We start from the raw sequence: 3,695 nt of genomic DNA on the forward strand, positions 1-3,695 counted from the left end.
AGGGAGAGCTGAGCGAGGCGACAAAAACCTATTTCGCCAAATGCGAGGAGAAGCTCGGCCTCGTCCCCAACGTGCTCAGGGCCTATGCCTTCGACGACAAGAAGCTGCGCGCCTTCACCGACATGTACAACGATTTGATGCTGGGTGAGTCCGGCCTGTCGAAGCTGGAGCGCGAAATGATCGCGGTCGCCGTCTCCTCGATCAATCATTGCTACTATTGCCTGACCGCGCACGGCGCGGCGGTGCGCCAGCTCTCCGGCGATCCGGCGCTCGGCGAAATGATGGTGATGAATTTCCGCGCCGCCGATCTTTCGCCCAGGCAGACGGCAATGCTCGAATTCGCCGTCAAGCTGACGCAAGAGCCGGCCAAGATCGTCGAGGCCGACCGGGGCGCGCTGCGTCAGGCCGGCTTCACCGATCGCGACATCTGGGACATCGCCTCGACCGCTGCCTTCTTCAACATGTCGAACCGCGTGGCCGCGGCAATCGATATGCGGCCGAACGACGAATACCACGCCATGGCAAGGTGACGGATTGCGGCAGGATCCAGACCGGGGCGTTATATTAGCAGTGTCGCATTCTCGTTGCTTGTTTGCCGGTTTGGTCCGATGATCGGCAGGCGGCATGACCGCATGCCGGTTCGATGCCGCTCACCAAGGGAGGAGAACATGGCGAAGTATCTCTACGTCTATCATGGCTCGGGCAAGATGCCGACCGACGAGGCCGAGCGGAAGGCCGCAATGGACGCCTGGAACGGCTGGTACGGCAAGCTCGGCTCGGCTGTGGTCGACGGCGGCAATCCGGTCGGCATGTCGAAGATGGTGCTGCCCGGCGGCAAGGTCGAGAACAATGGCGGCAGCAATCCGGCCGCCGGCTACACGATCGTCGAAGCGAAAGACATCGACGATGCCGTCGCCAAGGCCAAGGACTGCCCGATCCTGATGAACCCGGCCTTCAGCGTCGAGATCGCGCCGATCATTGAAGTGATGTGACGCGCCGGCTCAGGACCGCGTCGCTATGGCGGCCGCCGCACCGGCCATCGTCGTGGCGCTGATGCGATTGGCGATCTTCATGGCGCGCTTGCTCTTCAAAAGCTTGCGCGCCTGTGATGCGGCGAGCACCCAGGCGAGATCGATGGCGACCAGCACCACGGCCATGGTCGCCGTCAGCTCGACCCAGCCGACGATGCTGACCGAAGCGAGGTCGATGATGGTCGGCAGCAGCGCCAGGTAGAACATCATGATCTTGGGATTGCCGAGCGTCACCGCCATGCCGGCGAAGAACAGTTTTATCGCCGAATCCTCGCGCGGCATCTCGCCCTCTTTTGCATCGACAGGCGCGGTCCACATCTTCCAGGCGAGGTAAGCGAGATAGGCAACGCCGACCCATTTCACCACGACGAAGGCGAAATGGAAGGTCTGCGCCACGACAGCCAGCCCGAACACCGCCAGCGATAGCCAGATGCCCTCGCCGATCCACATGGCGAGCAGGAACGGGAACACGTCGCGAAACCCTTTCGAGATGACGCGGGCGACAAGCGCCGCGATCGATGGCCCAGGCGAGCCCGCGGCAACGAACAGAGCGGCGGCGAAAATCAGGAGCGAGGTGGGGTGCATAACCGGGTCTCTGGTTGAAAACCTTCGATTTCGGATATTAACGCAAGTGGCTCGGCTGCGGTAGCACCGACAAAAGACCCTTGTCGGTCCGGCATGTCGCGGCTAGAAAGGCCATCGCGAAACAATTTTGAGCTTCACTTTGCCTACGTAACCGCCGGTCTCGCCAACTCCCCCGACACACTGCATGACACCGCATTTGCGGTATCTGTTTTCATGTTCATGTGTTCTTCTGGGCGGCGGTTCGAGACCGGTTTGGCACTGCTGAACCGTTGTTGCGCGCTGCCGCCCGTGACATCCGATTTCCAATCATAGCAAGCGACCGCCACGCCGCGCCCGCATGGGCATCTCGACATCGCCGGCCTGATGAACTTCCCGACGGGAAGGGCTTATCGGCATGTCTGGACTTCTGCGTATCCACTGGGCAATCGCACCCCAGACCGCACCTCGACCGCTCATCAATTGCAACCGCTGCGGCACCGTGAGGGCCTATTGCAGCAGCGGAAAGTTCCGCGTCAACGCCAATGGCAAACGCATCGACGTGTGGCTGATCTATCGCTGCATCGACTGCGACAATTCCTGGAATTTCGGCATTTTCGAACGCTGCAACCGCCGCGACATCGACCCGGCGCTGCTGGCGGCGCTCGAAAGCAACGATCCTGCACTCGCTCACCGTCATGCCTTCGATGCGGTGGCGTTGCGCAACCGGATCGGGCGCGTCGAGGAGTTCTCCGATGTCAGCGTTCACAAGCGCAGGCTCGGCGACACCAGGGAAGCCGCGACCGTGTTGGAACTCCAGCTCGGGCTCGAAATGCCGACATCGCTGCGGCTCGACCGGCTGCTCGCAAGCGAACTCTGCATCTCGCGATCACGGCTTCAGGCGCTGGAGGAGAAGCGGCTGCTCATCGTTGACCCGGATGGAGCAAAGGCCCTGCGCAAGCCGGCCCGTGCGGGAAACACGATCCGCATCGATCTGGCCGGCGAGGCCGATCGGCAGGCCATCATCGCGGCTGCCGGTGGATGAACGAAAAAGGGGCGGAACACTGGTTGCTCCGCCCCTCTCCGCTGTTGGAAAAAATAAGAGCTTACGCCGCGCCGACCACCTTGGACGACTTCTCGAACCGCTTGCGCTCGTTCGGATCGAGATAGAGCTTGCGCAGCCGAATGGTCTTCGGCGTCACTTCGACCAGCTCGTCGTCCTGGATCCAGGCCAGCGCGCGTTCCAGCGTCATGCGGATCGGCGGGGTCAGCTTGACCGCCTCGTCCTTGCCGGCGGCACGGATGTTGGTCAGCTTCTTGCCCTTGAGCACGTTCACTTCAAGGTCATTGTCGCGGCTATGGATACCGATGATCATGCCCTGATACACCTTGACGCCCGGATCGATGACCATCGGGCCGCGATCTTCCAGGTTCCACATGGCGTAGGCGACCGATTCGCCCTGTTCGTTGGAAATCAGCACGCCATTGGTGCGGCCTGGCAGCTCGCCCTTGTAGGGCTCATAGGCATGGAAAAGCCGGTTCATCACGGCGGTGCCGCGCGTGTCGGTCAAAAGCTCCGACTGGTAGCCGATCAGGCCACGGGTCGGCGCATGGAAGACAATGCGCTGACGATTGCCGCCGGATGGGCGCAGTTCGACCATCTCGGCCTTGCGCTCGGACATCTTCTGCACGACGACGCCGGCATGCTCCTCGTCGACGTCGATGACGACTTCTTCGACCGGCTCCAGCAATTCGCCATTCTCGCCCTTCTGCATGACGACGCGCGGACGCGACACGGCGATTTCAAAGCCTTCGCGCCGCATCGTCTCGATCAGCACGGCCAGCTGCAATTCGCCGCGGCCGGAGACGAAGAACGAATCCTTGTCAGGCGATTCCTCGATCTTCAGCGCGACATTGCCTTCGGCTTCGCGCAGCAGGCGGTCGCGGATGACGCGGCTGGTCACCTTGTCGCCTTCGGTGCCGGCCAGCGGACTGTCGTTGACCAGGAACGACATGGTCACGGTCGGCGGATCGATCGGCTGCGCATGCAGCGGTTCGCTCACGCTCGGGTCGCAGAACGTGTCGGCGACGGTGCCCTTCGAC

4 protein-coding genes and 1 pseudogene are annotated in these 3,695 nt (G+C 62.2%); 3 read left to right on the forward strand and 2 right to left on the reverse strand.

What is annotated here, in order from left to right; genetic code table 11:
- Together ENZ74_RS25470 and ENZ74_RS25475 are read left to right on the forward strand one after the other, a co-directional pair.
- Positions 1–530, forward strand: a 530-nt coding sequence (locus ENZ74_RS25470) for a peroxidase-related enzyme (protein WP_206522327.1), incomplete at its 5' end; no start/stop codon positions are given.
- A 138-nt stretch (positions 531–668) separates the two neighbouring features.
- Positions 669–992 (forward strand): hypothetical protein, encoded by a 324-nt coding sequence (locus ENZ74_RS25475; RefSeq protein ID WP_013529006.1) that lies wholly within the window; start codon positions 669–671, stop codon positions 990–992.
- A 9-nt stretch (positions 993–1,001) separates the two neighbouring features.
- On the opposite strand, the gene ENZ74_RS25480 is transcribed toward ENZ74_RS25475, so the two are convergent.
- Entirely contained in the window at positions 1,002–1,616 is a 615-nt protein-coding gene (locus ENZ74_RS25480) for a LysE family translocator (RefSeq protein WP_024504201.1), read from the reverse strand.
- A gap of 394 nt (positions 1,617–2,010) precedes the next feature.
- Here ENZ74_RS25480 and ENZ74_RS25485 point away from each other — a divergent pair, with 394 nt between their 5' ends.
- The gene (locus ENZ74_RS25485) at positions 2,011–2,637 is read left to right on the forward strand and encodes a DUF1062 domain-containing protein (RefSeq protein ID WP_063169468.1); all 627 of its coding nucleotides are present in this window, start codon (positions 2,011–2,013) and stop codon (positions 2,635–2,637) included.
- A gap of 61 nt (positions 2,638–2,698) precedes the next feature.
- Here the strand turns inward: ENZ74_RS25485 and ENZ74_RS25490 are convergent.
- A pseudogene (locus ENZ74_RS25490) lies at positions 2,699–3,695 on the reverse strand (translational GTPase TypA); the annotation flags it as partial.

The organism is Mesorhizobium sp. M7A.F.Ca.CA.002.15.2.1 (assembly GCF_003998715.1).
GTDB lineage: Bacteria > Pseudomonadota > Alphaproteobacteria > Rhizobiales > Rhizobiaceae > Mesorhizobium > Mesorhizobium ciceri.